Genomic DNA, 20,945 nt, shown 5'->3' on the forward strand with positions numbered 1-20,945 from the left:
TTCACTGCATGAGGCTGACGATCAGTCGCCCAGGGTCAGCAGCGAGGCGTTGCCGCCGGCGGCGGTGGTGTTCACCGTCACCGTCTTTTCGGTGGCAAAGCGCAGCAGGTAGTGCGGGCCGCCGGCCTTCGGGCCGGTGCCGGACAGGCCCTGGCCACCGAACGGCTGCACGCCGACCACTGCACCGATCTGGTTGCGGTTGACGTACACATTGCCGACGTGGACGCCGTTGCTGATGCGGTCAACGGTTTCGTCGATGCGCGAATGCACGCCCAGGGTCAGGCCGTAGCCAGTGGCGTTGATCTGGTCGATCACCGCGTCGAGCTGGTCGCCCTTCCAGCGGATCACGTGCAGGACCGGACCGAAGACTTCCTTGTGCAGCTGCCCCAGGTCCTTCAGTTCATACGCGCGCGGTGCGAAGAAGGTGCCGTTGGCGGTTTCAGCGGACAGCTCGGCGGCGGCGATCAGGCGCGCTTCGCGGTCCATGCGTTCGGCGTGTTCCTGCAGGATCTTCAGCGCGTCGGCGTCGATCACCGGGCCGACGTCGGTAGACAGCAGGCCCGGGTTGCCGACCTTCAGTTCCTTCATCGCACCGGCCAGCATGGTCATCACCTTGTCGGCGATGTCGTCCTGCACGAACAGCACGCGCGCGGCCGAGCAACGCTGGCCGGCGGAGGTGAAGGCCGAACCGATCGCGTCCTTGACCAGCTGTTCCGGCAGTGCCGAGGAGTCGGCGATGAAGGCGTTCTGGCCACCGGTCTCGGCGATCAGCACGCCGATGGCGGCGTCACGCGCGGCCATCGCACGGTTGATCGCACGGGCGGTCTCGGTGGAGCCGGTGAAGGCCACGCCGGCCACGCGCGGGTCGGCGGTCAGCGCTGCACCCACGGTGGCGCCGTCGCCCGGCAGGAACTGCACCACCTCGGCCGGCACGCCGGCATCGTGCAGCAGCTTCACCGCGTAGTAGCCGATCAGGTTGGTCTGCTCGGCCGGCTTGGCGATGACGCTGTTGCCGGCGGCCAGTGCGGCGGCGACCTGGCCCAGGAAGATCGCCAGCGGGAAGTTCCACGGGCTGATGCAGACGAACACGCCGCGGCCGTGCAGCTGCAGCTCGTTGGATTCACCGGTCGGGCTGGGCAGCTTCTCGGCGTGGCTGAACTGCTCGCGCGCCTGCTTGGCGTAGTAGCGCAGGAAATCCACGGCTTCGCGCACTTCGGCGATGCTGTCGGGCAGGCTCTTGCCGGCTTCCTTCACGCACAGCGCCATGAACTCCGGCATGCGCGCTTCCAGCTGGTCAGCGGCGTGTTCGAGGATGGCGGCGCGGCTGGCGGCCGGGGTGCGGTTCCAGGCCGGTTGTGCGGCCACGGCGTTGGCCAGGGCCTTCTGCACGGTGGCGGCATCGGCGGCCAGCCACTGGCCGACCACTTCGCGGGTGTCGGCCGGGTTGGTCACCGGCAGCGCGGCGCCGGCCGGGTTGGCACCCGGTACCAGCGGCGAGGCCTGCCACGGCTTCACGGCGGCGTTGAGCTGCTCGGCCAGGGCGCGCAGTTCGTTGTCGTTGGCGAGGTTGGCGCCCATGGAGTTCTTCCTGTCGTGGTTCTGGCTGCGCAGCAGGTCAACCGGCAGCGGGATCTTGGGATGCGGAATCGATTCGAACGAGGCGACCATCTCGACCGGATCGCGGATCAGGTCTGCGATCGGCACGCGCTCGTCGGTGATGCGGTTGACGAAGCTGGAGTTGGCACCGTTTTCCAGCAGGCGGCGCACCAGGTACGGCAGCAGGTCTTCGTGCGAACCGACCGGGGCGTACACGCGGCAGGGCAGGTTCAAGCGGTCGGCCGGCACCACTTCGGCGTACAGGTCGTCGCCCATGCCGTGCAGCTTCTGGTGCTCGTACACGCCGCCGTTGGCGATGCTGCGCACGGCCGCGATGGTGTGCGCGTTGTGCGTGGCGAACATCGGGTAGATCGCGTCCGCATGGGTGAACAGCCGCTTGGCGCAGGCCAGGTAGGACACGTCGGTGTTCTGCTTGCGGGTGAACACCGGGTAGCCCGGGTAGCCTTCGATCTGCGCGCGCTTGATCTCGGCATCCCAGTAGGCGCCCTTGACCAGGCGCACCTGCAGGCGGCGACCGGCACGGCGTGCCATGTCGGCCAGGTGGTCGATCGTGTACGGCGTGCGCTTCTGGTAGGCCTGCACGACCACACCGAAGCCATCCCAGCCAGCCAGCGAGGCGTCGGAGAACACCTGCTCGATGATGTCCAGCGACAGTTCCAGGCGGTCGGACTCTTCGGCGTCGACGGTGCAGCCGATGCCGTAGCTCTTGGCCAGCTGTGCCAGTTCCAGCACGCCCGGCACCAGGTCCTTCAGCACGCGCTCGCGCTTGGCGTGCTCGTAGCGCGGGTACAGCGCCGACAGCTTGATCGAGATGCCCGGCGCGTTGTTGACGTCGCCGTCCGGACGGCCACCGCGGGCCTTGTGATCGCCGCCGATGGCGTGGATCGCACGACGGTAGTCTTCCAGGTAGCGCAGCGCGTCCTTCATGGTCAGCGCGCCTTCGCCGAGCATGTCGAACGAGTAGCGGTAGCTGGCGTTGTCGCCCTTGTGCGAGCGCGCCAGCGCTTCGCTGATGGTGCGGCCCATGACGAACTGGTGGCCCATGATCTTCATCGCCTGGCGCACGGCCAGGCGCACCACCGGCTCACCGACGCGGCCGACCAGGCGCTTGAATGCGCTGGGCGCATCGGCGCGCGTGGCGTCGTTCATCTGCACCAGCTTGCCGGTCAGCATCAGGCCCCAGGTGGAGGCATTGACCAGCACCGAGTCGCTGCCGCCCAGGTGCTTTTCCCAGTCGGCATCGGCCAGCTTGTCGCGGATCAGCTTGTCGGCGGTGTCCTGGTCCGGAATACGCAGCAGCGCTTCGGCCACGCACATCAGCAGCACGCCTTCTTCGCTGCCCAGGTCGTACTGGCGCATGAAGGCTTCGATCGCGCCCTGGTCCTTGGCACGCACGCGCACGCGGCCGACCAGGTCGGCGGCCAGCGCCTGCACCCTGGCCTGTTCCTCGGCGGGCAGGCGCGCCTGCGCCAGCAGCTCGCGGACGTGGCTGGCCTCGTCCTTCAACCAGGCATCGGTGATGGCCTGGCGGAACGGGTTGGGGGGCGCCGGCAGTTCCGGCGACAGCAGCGCGCCCGGACGCGGGGCGTCGTGGGCGGCAGGGGAGGAGGAAGGTGCGTTCATGCCGGTCCGGCCAGTGGAAAACTTGGCGATTTTAATCATTTTTGCGGCCTTCGGAAGTGCCACGCAGACACCTTCATGAAGGGCTGATAGCCACTAACGGTGGTGGATTCGGCGTGTTCAGCAAACCTGGCGAGATTTGTGCTGAATTCGTCATTCGTGCCGCCGACCGCATGCTGTGTTGCAGCATCGGAAAAAGTGTGAATGCACCCTTGCTACCGGCGAGAGGGCGGGGCTACCATCGAGACGTTTCCCGCGGCAGGAACGCGGTTGCGACATGATCGAGGTGCTTCCAGCTCCGGATGGGTCAGGTACGCAGCTGCGGCTGCGTCCCCCACGGGCGCTCGATGCCCGGCAGTTCGTCCTGTTGTTCACCGTGTTGTCGGGTGCGATGTGGCTGGTGTCCGCCCTCGGGTGGTGGGCCGGCAATGCATTCGCCCCCCTGTTCGCGCTGCTGTACAGCCTGGTGCTGGCGGCGGCGCTGCGTGCCTTGTGGCGCAGCGGTGAACGGCAGGAGGAGATCCGGGTAGTGCCGGCGTACGTGGAGGTCATTCCCGTACCCGGTGGATCGCCGGTGTTCCGGGCCCACCCGCACTGGGTGCGCCTGCTCACCGACGATGAGAGGGTCCGGCTGGCATCCAGCGGCCGGCAGGTGGAGGTGGGGAGTTTCCTCGCGCCGGCCGAACGTCAGACGCTCGCAGAGACACTTGAAAGCTTGCTCGCCGCCAGCGATGGCGGCAACCGACGACGCTAAGGGTCTAGGCAATGAAGCAAAGCAGCAGGTGGGGCACGAAGTGCGTGAACGCGGTTGCCGCAGTGCTGGCGACCGGGGGACTGATGCCGGCGTTGGCTTGGGCCCAGGCGGCCGATCCCAAGCCGTGGCAGCTGAACATGGGCAAGGGGGTGACCCAGACCTCGCGCCTGGCCTGGGAATCGAACAACCTTTCGTTGATCATCTGCACGGTGATCGGCGTCATCGTGTTCGGCGCGATGGCCTACGCCATCTTCAAGTTCCGCAAATCCAAGGGCGCGGTCGCCGCCACCTTCAGCCATAACACCAAGGCCGAGATCATCTGGACGGTGATCCCGGTGATCATCCTGATCGTGATGGCGTGGCCGGCCACGGCCAACCTGATCAAGATGTACGACACCCGCGATGCCGAGATGACGGTCAAGGTCACCGGCTACCAGTGGATGTGGAAGTACGAATACCTCGGGGAGAACGTCACCTTCACCAGTCGCCTGGACCGGGAATCCGACCGCGTGCGGCAAAGTGGCATCGTGCCGACCCGCGAAAGTCATCCGCACTACCTGCTGGACGTCGACAACCGGCTGGTGTTGCCGGTCGATACCAAGGTCCGCTTCGTCATCACTTCCGATGATGTGATCCACGCCTGGTGGGTGCCGGCGCTGGGCTGGAAGCAGGACGCGATCCCCGGTTTCATCAATGAAGCCTGGACCAGCATCGAGCAGCCCGGGGTGTATCGCGGCCAGTGCGCCGAGCTGTGCGGCAAGGACCACGGCTTCATGCCGATCGTGGTCGAGGCGGTGTCCAAGGAGGACTTCAAGCAGTGGCTGGCGCAGCGCAAGCCTGCACCGCCGGCCGAGCCCGCCCCCCTGCGGCACCTGCAGAACCGGCTGCCCCTGCGGGCGAAGCACCGGCGGCACCTGCTGCTGCCGAAGCCGGCAATGCACCTGCGGTTGCGGCCAGCGGCGCGTGATGTAAAGCCCGCGGCCGCTCGCGGCCGTGGTGACAACCGATTCTGAGAGGTGTTTTGCAATGGCGCACTCGGCAGTTGGGCACGACGATCACCATCACCACCAGAGTTTCTTCGAGCGTTGGTTCTTCTCGACCAACCACAAGGACATCGGCACGCTGTACCTGGGTTTCAGTTTCATCATGTTCATCATCGGCGCGGCGATGAGCGTGGTGATCCGCGCCGAGCTGGCGCAGCCGGGCCTGCAGTTCGTCAAGCCCGAGTTCTTCAACCAGATGACGACCGTGCATGCGCTGGTGATGATCTTCGGCGGCGTGATGCCGGCGTTTGTCGGCCTTGCCAACTGGATGATCCCGCTGCAGATCGGTGCGCCGGACATGGCGCTGCCGCGCATGAACAACTGGTCGTTCTGGCTGCTGCCGGTGGCCTTCAGCCTGCTGCTGCTGACGCTGTTCCTGCCCGGTGGTGCACCGGCCGGTGGCTGGACGCTGTATCCGCCGCTGTCGCTGCAGGGCGGCTACAACGTGGCCTTCAGCGTGTTCGCCATCCACGTGGCCGGCATCAGTTCGATCATGGGTGCGATCAACATCATCGCCACCGTGCTCAACATGCGCGCGCCGGGCATCGACCTGCTGAAGATGCCGATCTTCTGCTGGGCGTGGCTGATCACCGCCTTCCTGCTGATCGCGGTGATGCCGGTGCTGGCCGGTGCGGTGACCATGCTGCTGACCGACAAGTTCTTCGGCACCAGCTTCTTCAATGCCGCCGGTGGCGGTGACCCGGTGATGTACCAGCACATCTTCTGGTTCTTCGGCCATCCCGAGGTCTACATCATGATCCTGCCCGCCTTCGGCGTGGTCAGCGAGATCATCCCGACCTTCAGCCGCAAGCCGCTGTTCGGCTACCAGGCGATGGTGTACGCCACCGCCGCGATCGCGTTCCTGTCGTTCATCGTCTGGGCCCACCACATGTTCACCGTGGGCATGCCGCTGGGCGGCGAGATCTACTTCATGTTCGCCACCATGCTGATCTCGATCCCGACCGGGGTGAAGGTGTTCAACTGGGTCAGCACCATGTGGCGGGGGTCGCTGACGTTCGAGGCGCCGATGCTGTGGTCGGTGGCCTTCGTCATCCTGTTCACCATCGGTGGCTTCTCCGGCCTGATGCTGGCCATCGTGGCGGCCGACTTCCAGTACCACGACACCTACTTCGTGGTTGCGCATTTCCACTACGTGCTGGTGACCGGCGCGGTGTTCGCGCTGATCGCGGCTGTGTATTACTGGTGGCCGAAGTGGACGGGGCGGATGTACAGCGAGAAGTGGGCCAAGGTGCACTTCTGGTGGTCGATCGTGTTCGTCAACCTGCTGTTCTTCCCGCAGCACTTCCTCGGCCTGGCCGGCATGCCGCGCCGCATTCCGGACTACAGCGTAGCGTTTGCCGACTGGAACCTGATCAGCTCGATCGGTGCGTTCGGCATGTTCGTCACGCCGTTCATGATGGCCGCGATCCTGCTGTCCTCGCTGCGCAATGGCGAGAAGGCCGAGGCCCGTAGCTGGGAAGGCGCGCGCGGGCTGGAGTGGACGCTGCCGTCGCCGGCACCGGCGCATACCTTCACCACGCCGCCGACCATCCGCCCGGGCGATCTGGCGCATGACGACATCACGCATTGAGGTGGGGCATGCATAACGAGAGCCCACTGCAGACCTGTAGAGCCGAGCCATGCTCGGCTGACGGCGTGCTGACCAACGGTAGAGTCGACTGTCAGTCGACTCGCGAAGTGCAGCCGACTAGCAGTCGGCTCTACCAGAACCAAAGCCAGAGCGAAGCCCAACACCACGGCATCGAACAGCAACGCCAGCGTGCCCGGCGCACGGCGATGTGGGTCGGCGCCATCGCGGTGCTGGTCTACGTCGGCTTCATCCTCAGCGGGGTGATCGGCCGATGAGCGAGGCACCGGCCAGCACGCGGTCACCCAGTGCCGGGCTGCCGCGCCTGATCGGCGTGGCAGTGGCGGTGTTCCTGCTGACCTTCTCGCTGGTGCCGCTGTACCGCATTGCCTGCGAGAAGGTATTCGGCGTGCGCCTGGAACGCGGCCCGGGTGGTGAAGCCAGTACGGGTGCCGCAGCTGGCAAGCGCACCGTGCGGGTGGAGTTCGATGGCGGCGTCAATTCGCGCCTGCCGTGGTCGTTCCATCCCGAGCAGCTGACCATGGATGTGGTGCCCGGCGAACTCAACGAGGCGCTGTACTTCGCCCGCAACGACAGCCAGCAGGCAGTCGTTGGCAGCGCGGTGCCTTCGGTGGCACCGGCACGCGCGTCGGGCTTCTTCAGCAAGACCGAGTGCTTCTGTTTCACCGCGCAGACGCTGCAGGCCGGCGAGAAGCGCGACATGCCGGTGCGCTTCATCGTCGATCCGGACCTGCCGCCGGAAATCAAGACGATCACCTTGTCCTACACCTTCTACCGCAACGACGCGTTGTCCGATCGGCTGGCCCCGGCCGCCACCTCGGACGGCGCGCACGCCGCACCCTGACCCGGATACCGACATGGCCCAGACACCAACCGACGCCAACGTGTACTTCGTCCCGGCCCAGAGCAAATGGCCCTTCGTGGGGTCCATCGCGATGATGGTGACCATGGTGGGCGTGGCCAGCTGGCTCAACGATGCCAGCTGGGGGCGCTGGACGTTCTACATCGGCATCGCGATGCTGGTGTTGACCCTGTTCTGGTGGTTCAGCGACGTGGTGCGCGAATCGCAGGCCGGCAACTACAACCACCAGGTCGATGGCTCGTTCCGGATGGGGATGATCTGGTTCATCTTCTCCGAGGTGATGTTCTTCGGCGCCTTCTTCGGCGCGCTGTTCTACACCCGCAACCTGGGCCTGTCGTGGCTCAGTGGCGAAGGCCGCGGGGTGATGACCAACGAGCTGCTCTGGCAGGGCTACTCCGCCGGATGGCCGACCAATGGCCCGGCGGCGATCGGTGGTGCCTTCCAGACCATCCCGGCGTGGGGCCTGCCGCTGATCAATACGCTGATCCTGCTCACCTCAGGCGTGACCCTGACCATCGCCCATCACGCGTTGAAGGCCGGCAACCGCCGCCAGCTGCTGATCTGGCTGGGCCTGACCGTGGTGCTCGGCCTCGGTTTCCTGACCCTGCAGGCGGAAGAGTACATCCACGCCTACAAGGAGCTGAACCTGACGCTGGGCTCGGGCATCTACGGTTCGACGTTCTTCATGCTGACCGGCTTCCACGGTGCGCACGTGCTGCTGGGCACGATCATGTTGATCGTGATGTGGCTGCGTTCGGCCAAGGGACACTTCACCCGCGACAACCATTTCGGTTTTGAAGCGGCCGCGTGGTACTGGCACTTCGTCGACGTGGTGTGGCTGATGCTGTTCCTGTTCGTCTACGTGCTTTGACCACGCACGCATCGGTGGCCTCAGCCGCCGACGCCGTGCGGCTTGATCCAGCCCATGTAGATGCTCACGATCACCAGTACGATCAACGCCACCGACACCGCGATGCGACGTGTCAGTGCGTTGACCGTGCGCTTGGTCTGGCCGCGGTCGACCAGCAGGTAATACAGGCCGGCGCCCAGGTTCCAGACGATGACGATCAGAAACGCGATTACCAGCAGGGTCTTCAGCGAATCACTCATGCGCGGCTCGAGGGAAGGGTGGGTGCGCCTATCTGACCGCGTTTGTGCGGACTTGTCATGATGCGCCAGCACACACGCGTGATCGGATGGTTGCTGGCCGTGCTGGCGATGGCCGGTTTCACTGCATTGGGGCTGTGGCAGCTGCAGCGCATGCATGCCAAACAGTCAATGTTGGATGCGCAGGGGCCAGCGGTGGCACAGGCGCTGCCGCTGGCCCAGGCGCTGGCAGCCCCCGGTGCGTTGCACGGTGTGGCCGATCACGGTCGCTTCCTGCCTGGCGTGGTGCTGCTGGACAACCAGACCCGGCATGGCCGTGCCGGCGTAAAGATCTATCGCCCGTTCCGCAGTGACGAAGGCAGCGTGCTGCTGGTCGATCTTGGCTGGCGCGCGCTGCCGCCGGATCGCACGCTGCCGGACATACCGGCGCCGCCTTCGCCGGTGGTGGTGCGCGGGTTGCTGGCGCCACCGCCTTCGGCGGGGCTGGTACTGGGTCCGCCGTTCTCCGCCACCGGTGAGGCGGGGCGCTGGCTGGCCAGCCGCTTGCCGGCCGAGGGCCTCGCCGCAGCGCTGGGCCTGCCAACACTGCCCGAGCGGGTCCTGCGACTGGACCCGGCGCTGCCCTTCGGCGACGAGCGTGACATGGACCTGCTGCCAAATACGCTGCCACCGCAGCGACACCTGGGCTACGCCGTGCAGTGGTTCGGCCTGGCCCTGACCGTGCTGGTGGTGGCGCTGGTGCTGGAGCGGCGCAGGAGACGGCCCATCGCCGGGTAGTGCCGGCCGCTGGCCGGCACGCACTCGGATTCCTGGATGCCGGCCAGCGGCCGGCACTACCGGCATCGTTTACCCAACCATGAGAAAATGCCCCACATGAACACTGCTACGTCCCCGCAGGCGCGCGGCTCCGGCCGCCGGACCCTGGTGCTGCTGTTTGCCGTGTTCTTCGGGGCGATGGCGCTGGCCGCGGTATTGCGCTTCTCCGGCTGGCAGCCCACCGGCCACCGCAATGCGGGACAGCTGCTGAAGCCGCCGGTCGATCTGCGCCAGCAGACGCCGACCCTGGCCAGCGGCCAGCCCTATCCTTGGAACCCCGAGGCCCGCACCTGGCGCCTGCTGGTGGCACCGGCCGGTGCCTGCGACGCGCAGTGCGTCACTTTGTCGCAGGGACTGGGCAAGGTGTGGCAGCTGTTCGGCCATAACGCCGATAATGTCGAGATCCTGTGGCTGGGTACGCCACCGGCGTCGATCGCCTCGCTGCCCGCGCTGCGGCCGCTGGCTCCGTCGCCAGCCCTGCGCGCGGCGTTGCCGGGCGTCGATGATCCGGCGGGACTGCCGGTCTACGTGATCGATCCGAACGGCTTCGTGATCATGCGCCATGCCCCGGGTTCCGACCTGGGTGGCCTGCGCAAGGACATGGCCACGTTGCTGAAACTGAAGTGAGTCCCGTTTGATGAGCCTTTCCGCGCGTCCGGCGCTGCACCGCAATTTCCACCGCCTGGCGTGGTTCGCCATGATCATGACCGCGAGCACGATCATGTTCGGTGCGTTCGTACGCCTGTCCGATGCCGGCCTGAGCTGTCCGGACTGGCCGACCTGCTATGGCCAGGCCACCTGGCCGCAGCACGTGGAAGAGACCATCGGCCACCCGGCGGCGGATATCCGCCCGCTGGAGACCCACAAGGCCTGGCGTGAGCAGGTGCACCGCTTCCTGGCCGGCGCGCTGGGCATCGAGATCCTGACCCTGGCCCTGCTGGCCACGCGCAAGCGCCGCTTTGGGACCACGGCAGTGGTGACCGCCTGCGTACTGGTGGCCGCTGGCATACCGCTGTACATGATGGGCTGGCATGGCACCGCCAGCGCATTGGCTCTGGTCGGCGAGGCGATCCTGCTGATCGCCGCGCTGCGCTGGAGCAACATCGACCTGGCACGCGCTGCACTGCTGACCCTGGCGGTGGTGATCTTCCAGGCCCTGCTGGGCATGTGGACGGTGACCCTGCTGCTCAAGCCCATCGTGGTGATGGGCCATCTGCTGGGCGGCATGCTGATGTTCGCGCTGCTGGCCTGGATGGCCTGGCGTGCGACGCACATGCCGATCACTCTGGCCGAGGCACCGAAGCTGAAGTGGCTGCTGCGCATCGGCCTGGCGGTGCTGGTCACCCAGATCGCACTCGGCGGCTGGGTCAGTGCCAACTACGCGGCGCTGGCCTGCGGCGGCGGCAGTGCATCGCTGGACAACTTCCCGCGCTGTGCCAACCAGTGGTGGCCGCAGCACAACTTCGTCGAAGGCTTCACCCTGTGGCGTGGCATCGGCGTGGACTACGAAGGCGGCGTGCTGGATGGTGCCTCGCGTATCGCCATCCAGATGGCGCACCGCCTGTTCGCGATGGTGGTGGCCATCTACCTGCTGTGGCTGGGCGTGCGCCTGTTCCGGTTGCCGAGCATGCGCGGCTGGGCCAGCGCGCTGATCGCGCTGCTGGTGCTGCAGGTCACCCTCGGCATCCTCAATGTGAAGCTGGCGCTGCCACTGGAAGTGGCCGTGGCCCACAATGGCGTGGCCGTTGCCCTGTTGTTCGTGCTGGTCAGCCTGCTGGCCCGCCTGCGCGCCCCGGACTGATTCCATGTTTTCCAACTACCGCCAGTACTGGGACCTGACCAAGCCCAAGGTCGTCGCCCTCATTGTCTTCACTGCCCTGGTCGGCATGGTCCTGGCTATTCCGGGCGTGCCCAGCTGGGAGCAGGTGCGCGCCGGCCTGCTCGGCTTCCTCGGCATCTGGCTGGCCGCTTCGGCGGCCGCCGCGATCAACCAGTTGCTGGATGCGCACATCGATGCGCAGATGGCACGCACGTCGTGGCGCCCGCTGGTGGTCGGCAAGGTCAAGCCATGGCAGGTGCTGGTGTTCGCCGGCGTGCTGATCGTGCTGTCGATGACCATCCTGGTGCTGTGGGTGAACCTGATCACTGCGGTGCTGACCTTCGCCTCGCTGATCGGCTACGCGGTGATCTACACCGTGTACCTGAAGCGCGCGACCTCGCAGAACATCGTCATCGGTGGCCTGGCCGGCGCGATGCCGCCGATGCTGGGCTGGGCTGCGGTGACCGGCATGCAGGGCTCGTCGGACTGGGCATACTCGTCGCTGCTGGTGCTGATCATCTTCATCTGGACGCCACCGCATTTCTGGGCGCTGGCGATCTTCCGCCGCGAGGACTATGCCAAGGCGGAGATCCCGATGCTGCCGGTGACCCACGGCGTGGCGCACACCCGCAAGCAGATCATGATGTATTCGGTGGTGCTGGCGCTGGTCTGCCTGTTGCCCTACCTGGTGGGCATGAGCGGTGCGTTCTACCTGGGCGGCGCGATCGTGCTCAATGCCGTGTTCCTCTGGTACGCCTGGCGCATGCTCGACCCACCGGATGAGCTGTTCTCGATGAAGATGTTCTATTACTCCATCGTGTACCTGATGGCGCTGTTCGCCTTCCTGCTGGTCGACCACTGGATCCTGCCCTGGTTGTGAAGCACCACCTGTAGAGCCGAGCCCATGCTCGGCTGAGGGGGATTGGAAGAGCAGCCGAGCGTGGGCTCGGCTCTGCACTTGATCTCTTCCAGCGGCGTCGCCATTGCTGTTCCTGACCCCAAGGAAAGGAGCGAGCAGGGATGCATACGATCTTCCGTTGGACCACCGCGCTGATTCTGGCGCTGGGCATGGCCGTGACCGCGCATGCCGACGACACCGCCGCGCAGATCCACCAGCACGCCGGCGATCACCGCCTGCTGGTGCTGGGCGAATTCCATGGAACCCGCGAGACGCCGCTGCTGGTGCGGCAGCTGGTGGATGACTACAGCCGCACCAGGCCGGTCCTGCTGGCGCTGGAACTGCCACGCGGGGAAACCTCCACGCTGCGCGATTACCTGACTTCCGATGGCGGGGAGAAGGCACGCCAGCATCTGCGCGGGCGTGCGTTCTGGACCGTGCGCGATGACCAGCATGATGGCCGTCGCAGCCGCGACATGCTGGCAATGATCGAAAGCCTACGCGTGCTGAAGTCGCAGGGACGTGTGATCGACGTCGTTGGCTATGACGTCAACGCCAGCAAAGGCGGCAACCAGGTACGCGATGACCTCATGGCAGCCGAGTTGCGGCGGCTCTATCGAGGCCTACCGGCCAATGCGCGCATGCTGGTGCTGACTGGTAACGTGCACGCGATGCTGCAAAGGCCGCAAGGTATGCCGCCAGAAATGCAGATGCATCCGATGGCGTCGCAGCTGCGGGACCTGGATATCTACAGCGTACGGTTGGGCGCGCAACGTGGTCAGACGTGGGGATGCGCGGGCGGTTGCATGGCGCGGCCACTTCGAGAGCAGGTTGCCACGGGGCCGCGGGTCGCTGCCGGTGCGGAACGGCCGTACGACCTATGGGTATGGATGCCGGAACTGAGCGTCGGGACGCTGGTGGATCCGTAGCGTCAGGCAAACCATCCACGCATGGCGTGGATCTACTCCGGATCACAGGTGTTAGCCGAGCGCGGGCTCGGCTCTACAACAGATCCACGCCATGCGTGGATGTCCTCCCGTCGGGTCAGGGCGCGCGCTTCGCGTACCGCTGCGCGATCACGCCGCAGACGATGAGCTGGATCTGGTGGTAGATCATCACCGGCAGCACGATGGCGCCGAGGCTGCCGCCGGCGAACAGCACCTTGGCAATCGGCACGCCGGTGGCCAGGCTCTTCTTCGAGCCGCAGAACACGATGGCGATCTCGTCCTCGCGGTTGAAACGCAGGCGGCGGGCGATGAAGGTGATCAGCGGCATGGCGATGCCGAGCAGCACGGCGGCCACGACCGCCACGGCCAGCAACGAGAGCAGCGGCGTCTTGCTCCACAGTCCTTCGGTCACCGCCTCGCCGAACGCCGAGTACACCACCAGCAGGATCGTGCCCTGGTCGGTGTAACGCAGCAGCGCGCGCTGCTTTTCCACCCAGCCGGCAATCCACGGCCGCAGCAGGTGGCCGGCCACGAACGGCACCAGCAGCTGCAGCATGATGCCGCCGATCGCATGCAGCGGGTCGTGCACGCCGCCGGAGGTGCCCGCCAGCGCGGTCAGCAGCAGCGGGGTCAGGAATACGCCGAGAATGCTCGACAACGAGGCACTGCACACCGCTGCGGGCACGTTGCCATGCGCCATTGAGGTGAACGCGATGGACGACTGCACGGTGGAGGGCAGGGTGCACAGGAACAGCACGCCCAGGTACAGCTCCGGGGTCAGCAGCCAGCCCGATAGCGGCTTGAACATCAGCCCGAGCAGCGGGAACAGGAGGAAGGTGCAGGCGAGGATGGTCAGGTGCAGCCGCCAGTGCAGCATGCCGCCAATGATCGACTCACGTGGCAGGCGCGCGCCATGCAGGAAGAACAGTGCAGCGATGGCGACGGTGGTGACATCGTCCAGGACGATGGCGGCGGCGCCCCTCATCGGCAGCAGGGAGGCCAGGCCGACGGTGCACAGCAGGGCGAGGGTGAAGTTGTCCGGTCGCAGGCGCGACCACCAGCGGGTCATGGTGGGCAGAGTCCTTGGTGCGGAGGGTTCAGGGTGAGGTGATCGGCGTGGCCAGGCGTTGGCGGGTGGCGGCTTCCAGCGAGGTCAGGCCAGCACGCTGGCCCAGCTGAAGGGCCTGTTCGGGGCTGGCATGTTCGTAGCGTGCGTTGACCAGGCCGAGCACGGCGCCGGCGCGGTTGCCGGACGCACAGTGCAGCAGCACAGGCCCCTGGCTCTGCCGCAGGGCCTGGTGCACGGCGCGCACGTTGGCGGCATCGAGCCCCTCGGCACCGGCCACCGGAATGTGCACGTAGCGCAGGCCCAATGATTCGGCAACGCGCGTTTCGTCGAACCCCCGGTCCTCGCCGGGCTGGCGCAGGTCGATCACGGTGCGCACGCCCTGCGCGGCAAGTTCGCCCAGTTGTGCGGCGGAGGGCTGGCCGCCGGCATACAGGCCCGGGCGGACTTCATTGAGCGGGCCATCTGCGGCCAGGGCCGCCAGTGGCAGGCAGAGCGACAACAACAGCAGGCAGGTCAGGCGCAGCAGCATGGTCCTCTCCGTGAAAACGTTCTGCCGCTACAGGCGCAGCCCGGCGCGGGCCTTCAGCAGCTCGCGCAGTTCGTATTTGTCAGTATCATCCAGGCCCTGCTGGCGCTGCTTTGCCAACAACTCCTCCAGACGTTGCACCAGCAGCTGTTTCTCCAACTGGGCCACGGCATCGTGCAGTTCCTGGGTCCAGCTGGCCTCGGTGCCGGGCAGCGTCTGAGCGGCCAGCGTATGCAGCGACGCCTGTTCCTCGCGGCCGTCGAAGTGTTCCAGCAGGGCGCCGGTGCTGATGTCCGGGCGTTGTTCGACCAGCCCCAGCAGTTCCAGCAGCAGCTCCACGCCCGGCAGTCGCAGGCCCTGGAAGTGATGCTTTCCGCCCAGGGTCAGCGCCAGCGACGGCTGCTGCAGCAGCACGGCGATCGCGCCGCGCACCAGGCTGCGCTTGGCCACCGGCTGGATCGTCCGATGTGGCTGGCGTTGCGGCACCGGCGCGCGCGTGGCCTGGGCTGTGCCACCGAGGCCGGTCAGCTGCGCCAGCTGCTGCTTCATCAGGTCGCCGAAGGCACCGTCGGGAATCTGCGCCAGCATCGGCTTTGCGCGTTCGGCCAGGCGCGCCTTGCCGTCCAGCGTGCCCAGGTTGATCTCGCGGGTCAGTTCATCGAAGAAAAACTGCGACAGCGGCGTGGCCTGCTTCAGGCGCTCGTTGAAGGCCTCGGCGCCTTCCTTGCGCACGATGCTGTCCGGGTCCTCGCCATCGGGCAGGAACAGGAAGAAGGCCTGGCGGCCATCCTTCATGCGCGGCAGCACCGACTCCAGCGCCTTCCAGCCGGCGCGGCGGCCTGCGGCGTCGCCGTCGAAGCAGAAGAACACGTCCGGTGCGTTGCGGAACAACAGCTCGGCGTGGTCCGGCGTGGTCGCCGTACCCAGCGTGGCCACCGCCTGGGTGACGCCGAACTGGAACAGCGAAACCACGTCCATGTAGCCCTCGACCACGATCAACCGCTCGATCTTCTGGTTGGCCTGGCGCACCTGCCACAGGCCGTACAGTTCGCGGCCCTTGTGGAACAGCGCGGTTTCGGGCGAGTTGAGGTACTTGGGGCCGTCGTCCTTCTCGAACACGCGCCCGCCGAAGGCGATCACCCGGCCACGGCGGTCGAAGATCGGGAACATGACCCGGTCACGGAACTTGTCGTAGACGTGGCCGCGATCGTTCTTGGAAAACAGGCCGGCGCGGTCGAGCAGCTTCATGCGGCGCTCGTCCTTGCCCAGCGCATCGCGCAGGCCGCTGTAGCCATCCGGTGCGTAGCCGATCTGGAAGCGCGCGCGGTTCGCTTCGTCCACGCCACGGCTTTCCAGATACGCGCGTGCCTTCTCGCTGCCTTCGAGGTTCTTCTGGAAGAACCTGGTGGCGGCGTCCAGCGCCGAATACAGCTCGCGGCTGTCGTCCTGCTGCTGCGGGCTGCGCGGATTCTCGTTGCGCGGCACTTCCATGCCGGCGCGCTTGGCCAGTTCATCCACCGCGTCGAGGAACTCGAGGCGGTCGTAGTTCATCAGGAAGCTGATCGCGGTGCCGTGCGCGCCGCAGCCGAAGCAGTGATAGAACTGCTTGGTCGGCGAGACCGTGAACGAGGCCGAGCGCTCGTCATGGAACGGGCAGCGTGCGGCGTATTCCTTGCCCTGGCGCTTCAACGGCACGCGGCTGCCCACCACCTCGACGATGTCGGTGCGGGCCAGCAGGTCGTCGATGAAAGCGTCGGGAATACGGGCCATGGGCAACAGGGCAGGGCGCGGTACAGGACCACGCGACGGAACCGGGGGCGGTTGCCCTAGTTTACCCCCTGTCGGGCACCTGGCTGGCGGTGGCCGGATCGATGCCGGCGGCGGCCAGGTGATGGCGCGCGCGCAGGCGCTCATCGATCACCGCGGTCATCAGCGCGCCAACGAAGAAGACCACGGTCGCGTAATAGATCCAGACCAGTGAGATCACCAGCGCGCCCATCGAGCCGTAGGCACTGCCGGGGGCCACGGTGGCGATGTAGACGCCGATGCCGTAGCGGCCCAGTGCGAACAGTGCCGAGGTGATGGCACCGCCGATGAAGGCCTGGCGCCATGCCACGCGGCGGTCGGGCAGGTAGTGGTACATGAAGGCGAACCCCACCGCGTACAGCAGCAGGCTGGTGACGTACCCCAGCGCGGGGAGGATCGAGGGCAGTTGCGCGAAGGCCACCTGCAGTACCGTGGTGGCAGTCATCGACAGGATCAGCAGGAAGCCCAGGGCCAGCACCACGCCGAACGAGAACACACGCTTGCGCAGCCAGGCCTTGATGCCCTCCAGGCGCTCGCCACTGGTGCGGAAGATCAGGTTGAGCGCGTTCTGCAGCTGCGCGAACACGGCGGTGGCGCCGACGAACAGCAGCAGCGTGCTCCACAGCCCCGCCAACGAGCCGACGTCGGGCTGGTTGTCGGCGTTCTTCAGGACGGTTTCGGCCACCGTAGCCGCGCTGCTGCCAGCCACCGAGCTGATCTGGTCGATCAGCGCCTGCTGTGCCGGCGGGTACAGCGAAGCGGTCAACCACAGCAGCAGCACCAGCAGCGGGGCCATCGACAGCAGGGCGTAGAAGGAAACGGAGGCGGCCTGGGTCAGCACGTCGACGTCGATGAAGCGCTTGACCACCGCCATCGGAAAGCTGTCCTGCAGGCGCTTGAGGTACTTGTGCAGGGACACGGGAACGTTGGGCTCGGGTTCAACCATGGGTGTGGTTGTAGCAGGCGACCGACGAAGGTGCGGTGAAGCGGGTGCATCAATGGGGTCAGAGCCCTTTCGCGTTGCGAAAGGGATCCGACTCCGTGTACCGGATTACGCCAGCTGCTGCTTGACCAGCTTGGACACCAGGCCCATGTCGGCCTGGCCAGCGAGCTTGGGCTTCAGTGCGCCCATCAGCTTGCCCATGTCGGCCGGGCCGGAGGCGCCGGTCTCGGCGATGGCGGCCTGGATGGCGGCCACGATCTCGTCTTCGCCCATCTTGGCCGGCAGGTAGGCTTCGATGACCACGATCTCGGCGCGCTCGATCTCGGCCAGGTCTTCGCGGTTGGCCGCTTCGTACTGGCTGACCGAGTCCTTGCGCTGCTTGACCATCTTGTCGAGCACGGCGATCACGGCGGTGTCGTCCAGTTCGATGCGCTCGTCCACTTCGCGCTGCTTGATGGCGGCATTGATCAGGCGGATCACGCCCAGCTTGTGCTTCTCGCCCGCCTTCATGGCGGCCTTCATGTCTTCGGTGAGCTGCTGCTTCATGCTCATGAGGAACCTCGTGGTGGTAGGTGGGGCGGGGCGGATGCCCGAACCCGGAAACGCAAAAAGCCGGCGACGCTCGCGCGTGCCGGCTTCGGCTCCATCGCGACGGGCAGGCCCGCCGCAATGAAAATGCGTCCGATCAGTACAGGCGCTGACGCTTGGTGACGTCGCGCGACGAGCGGCGCAGCTGACGCTTCACAGCAGCGGCGGCCTTGCGCTTGCGCTCCTGGGTCGGCTTTTCGTAGAACTCGCGCTTGCGGGTTTCGGCCAGCACACCGGCCTTTTCGCAAGTGCGCTTGAAGCGGCGAAGAGCAAACTCGAAGGGCTCGTTCTCGCGGACTTTGACGCTGGGCATGGAATCTCCGGGACACAGTAGAACCGGGTCACGCCCGGCGAGCCGCACATTATAGCGGCGAATCGACAAACTGCAAGCGGCCAACCCTGAATACGGGCCGGCGGTTCGAAAGCAGTGAGATCTGCACGTCCCCGAGGGGGCGGCAGGGGCGTCATAATAGCAGGCATGCGAGTCCTTGGCATCGAATCTTCCTGTGATGAGACCGGCGTGGCGGTGTATGACACCGACCTGGCCGGCAGCGCGGCCCTGCGCGCCCATGCGGTCTACAGCCAGATCGCCCTGCACGCCGAATACGGTGGCGTGGTGCCCGAGCTGGCCAGCCGCGACCACGTCCGCAAGCTGCTGCCACTGGTACGCCAGACCCTGGCCGACGCCGGCCTGGGCGTGGGCGATATCGATGGCGTCGCCTATACGGCCGGTCCCGGCCTGGTCGGCGCGCTGCTGGTCGGCGCCGGCGTGGCCCGATCGCTGGCCTGGGCGCTGGAGGTTCCGGCCGTCGGCGTACACCATATGGAAGGCCACCTGCTGGCTCCGCTGATGGAAGACGACCCGCCGGAAGCGCCGTTCGTGGCGCTGCTGGTGTCCGGTGGCCATACCCAGCTGGTGGCGGTGGACGCGATCGGCCAGTACCGCCTGCTGGGCGAAACCCTGGACGATGCGGCTGGCGAGGCCTTCGACAAGACCGCCAAGCTGATGGGCCTGCCGTATCCGGGCGGCCCGCAGCTGGCCAGGCTGGCCGAGCAGGGCACGCCGGGCGCGTACCGCTTCGCGCGGCCGATGACCGACCGCCCGGGGCTGGATTTCAGCTTCTCCGGCCTGAAGACCCAGGTCCTGATGGCCTGGCGCGACAGCGACCAGAGCGAGCAGACCCGCGCCGACATTGCCCGGGGCTTTGAGGACGCGGTGGTCGAGACCCTGTCGATCAAGTGCGAGCGCGCGCTGGAAGCGGCCGGGACCAATGTGATCGTGGTGGCCGGCGGTGTAGGTGCCAACAAGCGTCTGCGCGCCCGCCTGCAGCAGATGGCCGAGCGCCTCGGCGGCCGCGCCTGCTTCCCGCGGCCTGCACTGTGCACCGACAACGGCGCGATGATCGCCTTCGCTGGCGCGCTGCGGCTGCAGGCTGGCCAGCACAGCCCGCCGAAGGTGGATGTGACCCCGCGCTGGGACATGGCGACCCTGCCGGCGGTGTGAACCGGTAGCCTCGGGCCACGGCCGGCGGACGCATTACCGATGCACTACCAACGGCGACGCCGCCCATACCGTCGTCGCCCGCTCATGGCGCTGCAGCCACCCCAGGGTGTGCGGGCAGCGCGCATGGATCAGCCGCCCGATCGCGGCCAGATCGGCGCCGATGTCGCGCTCGAGGATGGGCTCGTGATGGGCGATGCGGTTGCGCAGGTGGCGGATGCGTCCGATATCCGCATGGATGGCTTTCCTGACGGCACTGGGATGAGCAGAGGGAGCATGCTGCAGAACCCTGCTGAGTGCGGGTATCCAAAGCGTGGAGTCGAAGCGACAGGTGAAGAGCTGCTGCCAGAACACCATCGGCAGGTTGGCGACGATCCCAGGTGTATCGGTTACGCGGCTGGCAAGTTGTTCCAGTACCGTGCGCGGAGAAGTACTGGATGAGGTTGGCAGCCTCCGTCGGAAGGCACCATTCCAGGGCCAACGCGGGCCATGCTGCCTGGCGAGCACAGCTGCAGCGGCGTTACGGGTGACCACTTCGCACAGATGGACCGGCATCATCAGTGCACTGCACATCCGCATGTTCCACAGGTACAGGGATTCGGCTGTGACGTCGGGGCTGCAGGTCGATGCGATTCTCTCGTAAGTAGACAGACGCTCCGCTGACAACGCGCGCCGCAGTACATCGTATGGAGCCATCGTCATGTGCGGTGGTGAAGGAGGGATCGATGTTCGCGAGAGTGGGCGGCGGCGACCATCAGGGAACGTCGTTGTCCGCGCGGCTGATTTTCTGCGTTTTGCCTCGGACGAATACCTGACCTGCCCTGTCGGAATTGGCCTTGACCGGCGATCTGGTCCTTGCCTAATCTGCGTGCCTGCGCCACCGGGACTCGCGGCTGGATTCCAGCTCCCCCGGGGACAAACGGTAGTACCAAAGGGCCCTGCTAGTGGGGCCCTTTGTTTTTTCCGGCGCCGTCTCCCTGTCGGCCGCTCACCGCCCGTTCCGGGCAGGGTCACCGCCGTGCCGTTACCATGGCCGCCTGTATTGGCGCTGGTAACCGCAATGGACAAGGTTTTCATCGAGGGGCTGACGATCGACGCCCTGATCGGTATCTACGATTGGGAGCGACGGATCCGCCAGGACCTGGTGTTCGACCTGGAAATGGGCTTCGACAACCGTCGCCCTGCGGCCACCGACGACATCGCCCACACCCTGAACTACAAGGCGGTGAGCAAGCGCCTGGAGCAGTTCGTGCGCGAGTCGGAGTTCGGCCTGGTCGAGACGCTGGCCGAGCGCTGCGCGCAGATCGTGCTGGACGAATTCGACGTGAAGTGGCTGCGCCTGAAGCTGAGCAAGCCGGGCGCGGTGCGCGGCGCTCGCGCGGTGGGCGTGATCATCGAACGCTCGCGGGACTGATCCGGT

Annotated in this window: 21 protein-coding genes and 1 pseudogene; 13 read left to right on the forward strand and 9 right to left on the reverse strand. The window is 66.5% G+C overall.

Going from position 1 to position 20,945, the window contains the following annotated elements; genetic code table 11:
* Window positions 1–21: 21 nt before the first annotated feature.
* Complete coding sequence (putA, locus tag DL544_RS01700; RefSeq protein ID WP_065186705.1) at window positions 22–3,240, reverse strand: bifunctional proline dehydrogenase/L-glutamate gamma-semialdehyde dehydrogenase PutA; 3,219 nt, start codon at window positions 3,238–3,240, stop codon at window positions 22–24.
* Window positions 3,241–3,514: 274 nt separating this feature from the next.
* Here putA and DL544_RS01705 point away from each other — a divergent pair, with 274 nt between their 5' ends.
* The 6 genes and pseudogenes from DL544_RS01705 to DL544_RS01730 all read left to right on the forward strand — a co-directional run bounded on the left by DL544_RS01705 (window position 3,515) and on the right by DL544_RS01730 (window position 8,376).
* Complete coding sequence (locus DL544_RS01705; RefSeq protein WP_021202927.1) at window positions 3,515–3,991, forward strand: DUF2244 domain-containing protein; 477 nt, start codon at window positions 3,515–3,517, stop codon at window positions 3,989–3,991.
* A gap of 11 nt (window positions 3,992–4,002) precedes the next feature.
* Window positions 4,003–4,958: pseudogene (coxB, locus tag DL544_RS01710) on the forward strand (cytochrome c oxidase subunit II).
* A 59-nt stretch (window positions 4,959–5,017) separates the two neighbouring features.
* Complete coding sequence (ctaD, locus tag DL544_RS01715) at window positions 5,018–6,625, forward strand: cytochrome c oxidase subunit I (RefSeq protein WP_005407790.1); 1,608 nt, start codon at window positions 5,018–5,020, stop codon at window positions 6,623–6,625.
* Between the two features lie 8 nt (window positions 6,626–6,633).
* Complete coding sequence (locus DL544_RS22290) at window positions 6,634–6,900, forward strand: hypothetical protein (RefSeq protein ID WP_065179436.1); 267 nt, start codon at window positions 6,634–6,636, stop codon at window positions 6,898–6,900.
* Window positions 6,897–7,487 (forward strand): cytochrome c oxidase assembly protein, encoded by a 591-nt coding sequence (locus DL544_RS01725; protein ID WP_053498717.1) that lies wholly within the window; start codon window positions 6,897–6,899, stop codon window positions 7,485–7,487. Before DL544_RS22290 ends, DL544_RS01725 begins: the two co-directional genes overlap by 4 nt.
* A gap of 13 nt (window positions 7,488–7,500) precedes the next feature.
* Complete coding sequence (locus tag DL544_RS01730) at window positions 7,501–8,376, forward strand: cytochrome c oxidase subunit 3 (RefSeq protein ID WP_005407793.1); 876 nt, start codon at window positions 7,501–7,503, stop codon at window positions 8,374–8,376.
* 20 nt (window positions 8,377–8,396) lie between these two features.
* On the opposite strand, the gene DL544_RS01735 is transcribed toward DL544_RS01730, so the two are convergent.
* Window positions 8,397–8,615 carry a twin transmembrane helix small protein gene (locus tag DL544_RS01735; RefSeq protein WP_049416782.1) on the reverse strand — a complete coding sequence of 73 codons (219 nt, stop codon included), beginning with the start codon at window positions 8,613–8,615 and terminating at the stop codon, window positions 8,397–8,399.
* Between the two features lie 57 nt (window positions 8,616–8,672).
* On the opposite strand from DL544_RS01735, the gene DL544_RS01740 reads away from it, so the two are divergent.
* The 5 genes from DL544_RS01740 to DL544_RS01760 all read left to right on the forward strand — a co-directional run bounded on the left by DL544_RS01740 (window position 8,673) and on the right by DL544_RS01760 (window position 13,074).
* Entirely contained in the window at window positions 8,673–9,389 is a 717-nt protein-coding gene (locus DL544_RS01740; RefSeq protein ID WP_065186704.1) for an SURF1 family protein, read from the forward strand.
* 96 nt (window positions 9,390–9,485) lie between these two features.
* Window positions 9,486–10,055, forward strand: coding sequence for a hypothetical protein (locus DL544_RS01745; protein WP_005415005.1), 570 nt, complete (start codon window positions 9,486–9,488; stop codon window positions 10,053–10,055).
* Window positions 10,056–10,065: 10 nt separating this feature from the next.
* Window positions 10,066–11,229 (forward strand): COX15/CtaA family protein, encoded by a 1,164-nt coding sequence (locus DL544_RS01750; RefSeq protein ID WP_065186703.1) that lies wholly within the window; start codon window positions 10,066–10,068, stop codon window positions 11,227–11,229.
* Window positions 11,230–11,233: 4 nt separating this feature from the next.
* Window positions 11,234–12,127, forward strand: coding sequence for a heme o synthase (gene cyoE, locus DL544_RS01755; protein WP_139726641.1), 894 nt, complete (start codon window positions 11,234–11,236; stop codon window positions 12,125–12,127).
* A 140-nt stretch (window positions 12,128–12,267) separates the two neighbouring features.
* On the forward strand, window positions 12,268–13,074 hold the full coding sequence (locus tag DL544_RS01760) for a calcium-binding protein (protein WP_065186702.1): 807 nt from the start codon (window positions 12,268–12,270) through the stop codon (window positions 13,072–13,074).
* A 115-nt stretch (window positions 13,075–13,189) separates the two neighbouring features.
* On the opposite strand, the gene DL544_RS01765 is transcribed toward DL544_RS01760, so the two are convergent.
* From DL544_RS01765 to rpsU, 6 genes are all read right to left on the reverse strand, one after another.
* The gene (locus DL544_RS01765) at window positions 13,190–14,161 is read right to left on the reverse strand and encodes a bile acid:sodium symporter family protein (protein ID WP_139726642.1); all 972 of its coding nucleotides are present in this window, start codon (window positions 14,159–14,161) and stop codon (window positions 13,190–13,192) included.
* A 28-nt stretch (window positions 14,162–14,189) separates the two neighbouring features.
* Entirely contained in the window at window positions 14,190–14,690 is a 501-nt protein-coding gene (locus DL544_RS01770) for a protein tyrosine phosphatase family protein (protein WP_139726643.1), read from the reverse strand.
* A 27-nt stretch (window positions 14,691–14,717) separates the two neighbouring features.
* Entirely contained in the window at window positions 14,718–16,457 is a 1,740-nt protein-coding gene (dnaG, locus tag DL544_RS01775) for a DNA primase (RefSeq protein ID WP_065179430.1), read from the reverse strand.
* Window positions 16,458–16,518: 61 nt separating this feature from the next.
* Window positions 16,519–17,439: a YihY/virulence factor BrkB family protein gene (locus DL544_RS01780; RefSeq protein ID WP_139726644.1), complete on the reverse strand. Its 921-nt coding sequence runs from the start codon at window positions 17,437–17,439 to the stop codon at window positions 16,519–16,521.
* Between the two features lie 105 nt (window positions 17,440–17,544).
* Window positions 17,545–17,988 (reverse strand): GatB/YqeY domain-containing protein, encoded by a 444-nt coding sequence (locus DL544_RS01785; RefSeq protein WP_065179428.1) that lies wholly within the window; start codon window positions 17,986–17,988, stop codon window positions 17,545–17,547.
* A 133-nt stretch (window positions 17,989–18,121) separates the two neighbouring features.
* Entirely contained in the window at window positions 18,122–18,337 is a 216-nt protein-coding gene (rpsU, locus tag DL544_RS01790; RefSeq protein WP_002808376.1) for a 30S ribosomal protein S21, read from the reverse strand.
* A 165-nt stretch (window positions 18,338–18,502) separates the two neighbouring features.
* Here rpsU and tsaD point away from each other — a divergent pair, with 165 nt between their 5' ends.
* Entirely contained in the window at window positions 18,503–19,528 is a 1,026-nt protein-coding gene (gene tsaD / locus DL544_RS01795; protein WP_021202939.1) for a tRNA (adenosine(37)-N6)-threonylcarbamoyltransferase complex transferase subunit TsaD, read from the forward strand.
* Between the two features lie 33 nt (window positions 19,529–19,561).
* On the opposite strand, the gene DL544_RS01800 is transcribed toward tsaD, so the two are convergent.
* Window positions 19,562–20,227, reverse strand: a complete 666-nt coding sequence (locus tag DL544_RS01800) for a hypothetical protein (RefSeq protein ID WP_065186697.1) — start codon at window positions 20,225–20,227, stop codon at window positions 19,562–19,564.
* Between the two features lie 358 nt (window positions 20,228–20,585).
* On the opposite strand from DL544_RS01800, the gene folB reads away from it, so the two are divergent.
* Entirely contained in the window at window positions 20,586–20,939 is a 354-nt protein-coding gene (folB, locus tag DL544_RS01805) for a dihydroneopterin aldolase (protein WP_005415016.1), read from the forward strand.
* Window positions 20,940–20,945: the final 6 nt, after the last annotated feature.

The organism is Stenotrophomonas sp. pho (genome assembly GCF_006228405.1).
Lineage (GTDB): Bacteria > Pseudomonadota > Gammaproteobacteria > Xanthomonadales > Xanthomonadaceae > Stenotrophomonas > Stenotrophomonas sepilia.

Bases quoted from the DNA above. Each gene is read 5' to 3' on its own strand.
- DL544_RS01730 (WP_005407793.1), top strand. From the start codon at position 7,501: ATGGCCCAGACACCAACCGACGCCAACGTGTACTTCGTCCCGGCCCAG.
- DL544_RS01745 (WP_005415005.1), top strand. From the start codon at position 9,486: ATGAACACTGCTACGTCCCCGCAGGCGCGCGGCTCCGGCCGCCGGACC.
- DL544_RS22290 (WP_065179436.1), top strand. From the start codon at position 6,634: ATGCATAACGAGAGCCCACTGCAGACCTGTAGAGCCGAGCCATGCTCG.
- DL544_RS01750 (WP_065186703.1), top strand. From the start codon at position 10,066: ATGAGCCTTTCCGCGCGTCCGGCGCTGCACCGCAATTTCCACCGCCTG.
- DL544_RS01760 (WP_065186702.1), top strand. From the start codon at position 12,268: ATGCATACGATCTTCCGTTGGACCACCGCGCTGATTCTGGCGCTGGGC.
- ctaD (WP_005407790.1), top strand. From the start codon at position 5,018: ATGGCGCACTCGGCAGTTGGGCACGACGATCACCATCACCACCAGAGT.
- DL544_RS01785 (WP_065179428.1), bottom strand. From the start codon at position 17,988: ATGAGCATGAAGCAGCAGCTCACCGAAGACATGAAGGCCGCCATGAAG.
- DL544_RS01735 (WP_049416782.1), bottom strand. From the start codon at position 8,615: ATGAGTGATTCGCTGAAGACCCTGCTGGTAATCGCGTTTCTGATCGTC.
- tsaD (WP_021202939.1), top strand. From the start codon at position 18,503: ATGCGAGTCCTTGGCATCGAATCTTCCTGTGATGAGACCGGCGTGGCG.
- cyoE (WP_139726641.1), top strand. From the start codon at position 11,234: ATGTTTTCCAACTACCGCCAGTACTGGGACCTGACCAAGCCCAAGGTC.
- DL544_RS01765 (WP_139726642.1), bottom strand. From the start codon at position 14,161: ATGACCCGCTGGTGGTCGCGCCTGCGACCGGACAACTTCACCCTCGCC.
- DL544_RS01800 (WP_065186697.1), bottom strand. From the start codon at position 20,227: ATGACGATGGCTCCATACGATGTACTGCGGCGCGCGTTGTCAGCGGAG.
- putA (WP_065186705.1), bottom strand. From the start codon at position 3,240: ATGAACGCACCTTCCTCCTCCCCTGCCGCCCACGACGCCCCGCGTCCG.
- rpsU (WP_002808376.1), bottom strand. From the start codon at position 18,337: ATGCCCAGCGTCAAAGTCCGCGAGAACGAGCCCTTCGAGTTTGCTCTT.
- DL544_RS01740 (WP_065186704.1), top strand. From the start codon at position 8,673: ATGATGCGCCAGCACACACGCGTGATCGGATGGTTGCTGGCCGTGCTG.
- DL544_RS01770 (WP_139726643.1), bottom strand. From the start codon at position 14,690: ATGCTGCTGCGCCTGACCTGCCTGCTGTTGTTGTCGCTCTGCCTGCCA.
- folB (WP_005415016.1), top strand. From the start codon at position 20,586: ATGGACAAGGTTTTCATCGAGGGGCTGACGATCGACGCCCTGATCGGT.
- DL544_RS01705 (WP_021202927.1), top strand. From the start codon at position 3,515: ATGATCGAGGTGCTTCCAGCTCCGGATGGGTCAGGTACGCAGCTGCGG.
- DL544_RS01780 (WP_139726644.1), bottom strand. From the start codon at position 17,439: ATGGTTGAACCCGAGCCCAACGTTCCCGTGTCCCTGCACAAGTACCTC.
- DL544_RS01725 (WP_053498717.1), top strand. From the start codon at position 6,897: ATGAGCGAGGCACCGGCCAGCACGCGGTCACCCAGTGCCGGGCTGCCG.
- dnaG (WP_065179430.1), bottom strand. From the start codon at position 16,457: ATGGCCCGTATTCCCGACGCTTTCATCGACGACCTGCTGGCCCGCACC.